Source organism: Actinomycetota bacterium (assembly GCA_036280995.1).
Taxonomy (GTDB): Bacteria; Actinomycetota; CALGFH01; order CALGFH01; family CALGFH01; genus CALGFH01.
Map to the genome: position 1 here is coordinate 1 of DASUPQ010000207.1, position 2425 is coordinate 2425.

The following is a 2425-nucleotide window of genomic DNA, read 5'->3' on the forward strand; positions in this document are numbered from 1 at the left end:
TTGTCAAGGGGGAAGCCGGGTCGTCATGCTGGGGTGAGGCAGCGCACGAGCCGGCGACCCACGGCTGTGGAGACGCCGATGCAAGATGACGCCGACTCCGGCATACCTGTGCTTCGTCGCTGATCGCCCAGGGCGCGAGCGTCAAGGCGGTCCAGGCTCAGCTTGGTCACGCCACGGCCAGCATCACCCTGGACACCTACGGGCACCGGTTCCCCTCCGAGATGGAGGCCCTGGGCGACCGCTTGGAGCAGGCCCGGACGGCCGCGCTGGCGAACCGGGAGCGGACCCAGCGCGGACCAGAGGTGGTCGCGCTCGGTGAACGCGCTGGCGGCTGAGGCGGAGGAGGTGGGATTCGAACCCACGGGGCCCTCTCGGGTCCGGCGACTTTCAAGGTCGCTGCCTTCGGCCGCTCGGCCACTCCTCCGAGCCGGAGTGTAGCGGGCCGCGGAGGCGGGGCCGTCAGCGGCGGTGGAGGCGCCGCCAGCCGGTTGGCGGGGGCGGCGGGGGCTTGCGGCGGCGGGCCAGGACGGCCAGGAGGGCGGTTCCCGCCGCGACCAGGCCGCCAAGGGCGGCGGCGACCCAGCGGCCCCTGCGGCCGCCCGGGACCACGGTGGTCAGCTCGCGCCGGGCCTCGAGCACCCGGTCGCGCTGCTCCATGCGGCGGCCCAGCTCGATCAGGGTGTCGTCGTCGATCAGGTCCTCGATGGCGGTCAGGACGGCCGCGTCCTCGTCGTCCAGGTGGGTCCGGACCCGCTCGGTGAGCACGGTCAGCTTGGCCTCGCCGGTGTCGTCCCTGGGCCCGGTGTCGGCCAGCTCCCGGCCCAGCCGCTCGATCAGCCGGTGCTGCTCGAGCGCCCGCTCCAACGGGGCCAGGTCGACCCCGGCCCGGCGCGCCCGCTCCCGGTAGATCGCGTAGAGGATCGGCTCCTCCTGGTCGACGTGGTGGCGGAGCGCGGCCCGGAGCTGGCCGAGGAGGGCGGCGCGCTCGTCGCCGGCGTCCTGCCCGAGCCGCTCGCACCGCTCCAGCAGCCCCTCGAGCCTCCGGTGCTCGTCCCTGACCAGGGTCAGCGCGTCCATACAGGAAGGTTGCACCGCTGCCGGGTCCGTCAAACCGGCTCGGCCGGGGCTAGCCTTCCTCCTCCCGCCCTTTCGGCCCTGGCGGAGGGTCGCCACGGCGGCGGGCGGCCGCCAGCACCCTGGCCGCCTCCCGGGTCCGGTCACGCGGCACCCAAACCCGGTTCCCGCTCACCCCGGCCAGGTGCGCCATCCGGTCCAGCAACCGCCCCCACCACTCCGGCCGCCCCGGGTCGGGCTCGCCGCTGGAGGGGATGCCGGCCTCGGCCAGCACCTCCCGCACCCTGGAAGCCAGCGCCGGGCTCCGGAAGTTCCCCAGCCGCCGTCTCGGCGTCCCCGGCGGCATGCTCCCCGACCCCTCGTCCATCCCCGGATCATCCCACCCGCCGCTTGGGCCGCCGCCCAGGGTTGCCTACAATGTTCCCCGCCCAGGCAGCCAGCTTGGGAAATCAGGAGGCATCGCCTAGTCTGGTCTATGGCGCCCGCCTGCTAAGCGGGTTTGGGGTTCATCCCCCATCGTGCGTTCGAATCGCACTGCCTCCGCCAAGCGCCGCTAGCTCAACGGATAGAGCACCAGACTACGGATCTGGCGGTTGGGGGTTCGAATCCCTCGCGGCGCGCACCATCAGCCCAGGTCAGAAGCTACGTTTGCGCATTCTGGTGCAGATCTGCGTCCGGTCCAGACGGATCTGGTCGGATCCAGTCTGGTCTAGTGGATGATCAGGTCCGCGGGAGACCCAGGTCGCAACTCGCCGAGTACGAGGCCAGATTCGGCGTTCCTCCGACCGGCTGGCCGATGCTTCGTCCATCTTGTCGAGACTCAAGAGTTCCTGGACTGGTCGGCGCTTTACAGCGCCTATGGCTGCGTCGACCAGTTCCCAGCGCAAGCCTGCCTCGCGCCGACGTACTCCCTAGGTGGGTCCGGAGCCTCGACGACTACTGGAGTTGGTTCGCGGAGGAGCTGACTACAGCGGTGGCCGCCCCGAGCCCGAGTCGGTTCAGGTCCCGCTGGGCACGGGGAGCTGACGCACATTCCCCGCCCCGCTTCGCTACCACCACTTTGATCATCCAGCTGATCATCCAGAGGATCCAACGTGAGCAGGCCAGATTCATTTGGAGCCGAGTAGGTCGGCCATGGTCGCGCGTCTCGTCGCCTGCAATACTCGCGATGTGGCAGGGCCGGTGCTTCTCGAACGCGACCGCGAGCTCGCCGAGCTCGCCCAGGCCGCACGCGAGGCGGCGGCCGGCGAGGGTGGGCTGGTGCTCGTCTCCGGCGAGGCCGGCATCGGCAAGTCGAGCCTGGTCCGGGCGGTCCGGGGGCTGCTGCCAGCCGAGGCGCGCCTGCTGGTCG

General features: G+C 71.5%; 3 protein-coding genes, 3 tRNA genes and 1 pseudogene. 4 read left to right on the forward strand and 3 right to left on the reverse strand.

Annotated elements, in window-relative coordinates; genetic code table 11:
• The first annotated feature begins 104 nt into the window (after positions 1–104).
• A pseudogene (locus VF468_06500) lies at positions 105–335 on the forward strand (hypothetical protein).
• Between the two features lie 2 nt (positions 336–337).
• On the opposite strand, the gene VF468_06505 reads toward VF468_06500, so the two are convergent.
• The 3 genes from VF468_06505 to VF468_06515 form a co-directional block, all read right to left on the reverse strand.
• Positions 338–424 (reverse strand) — tRNA-Ser (locus VF468_06505).
• Positions 425–459: 35 nt separating this feature from the next.
• Positions 460–1077 carry a hemerythrin domain-containing protein gene (locus VF468_06510; GenBank protein HEX5877959.1) on the reverse strand — a complete coding sequence of 206 codons (618 nt, stop codon included), beginning with the start codon at positions 1075–1077 and terminating at the stop codon, positions 460–462.
• Between the two features lie 49 nt (positions 1078–1126).
• Positions 1127–1441 carry a hypothetical protein gene (locus VF468_06515; GenBank protein ID HEX5877960.1) on the reverse strand — a complete coding sequence of 105 codons (315 nt, stop codon included), beginning with the start codon at positions 1439–1441 and terminating at the stop codon, positions 1127–1129.
• Between the two features lie 85 nt (positions 1442–1526).
• Here VF468_06515 and VF468_06520 point away from each other — a divergent pair.
• The 3 genes from VF468_06520 to VF468_06530 all read left to right on the forward strand — a co-directional run.
• A tRNA-Ser gene (locus VF468_06520) sits at positions 1527–1620 on the forward strand.
• A gap of 1 nt (position 1621) precedes the next feature.
• Positions 1622–1694: transfer RNA gene (locus tag VF468_06525), tRNA-Arg, on the forward strand.
• 550 nt (positions 1695–2244) lie between these two features.
• Positions 2245–2425 (forward strand): AAA family ATPase (locus tag VF468_06530; protein ID HEX5877961.1); only part of this gene is annotated, 181 nt, incomplete at its 3' end.

Coding starts and splice junctions, on each gene's coding strand:
- VF468_06510 (HEX5877959.1), bottom strand. CDS start 1,077: ATGGACGCGCTGACCCTGGTCAGGGACGAGCACCGGAGGCTCGAGGGG.
- VF468_06515 (HEX5877960.1), bottom strand. CDS start 1,441: ATGGACGAGGGGTCGGGGAGCATGCCGCCGGGGACGCCGAGACGGCGG.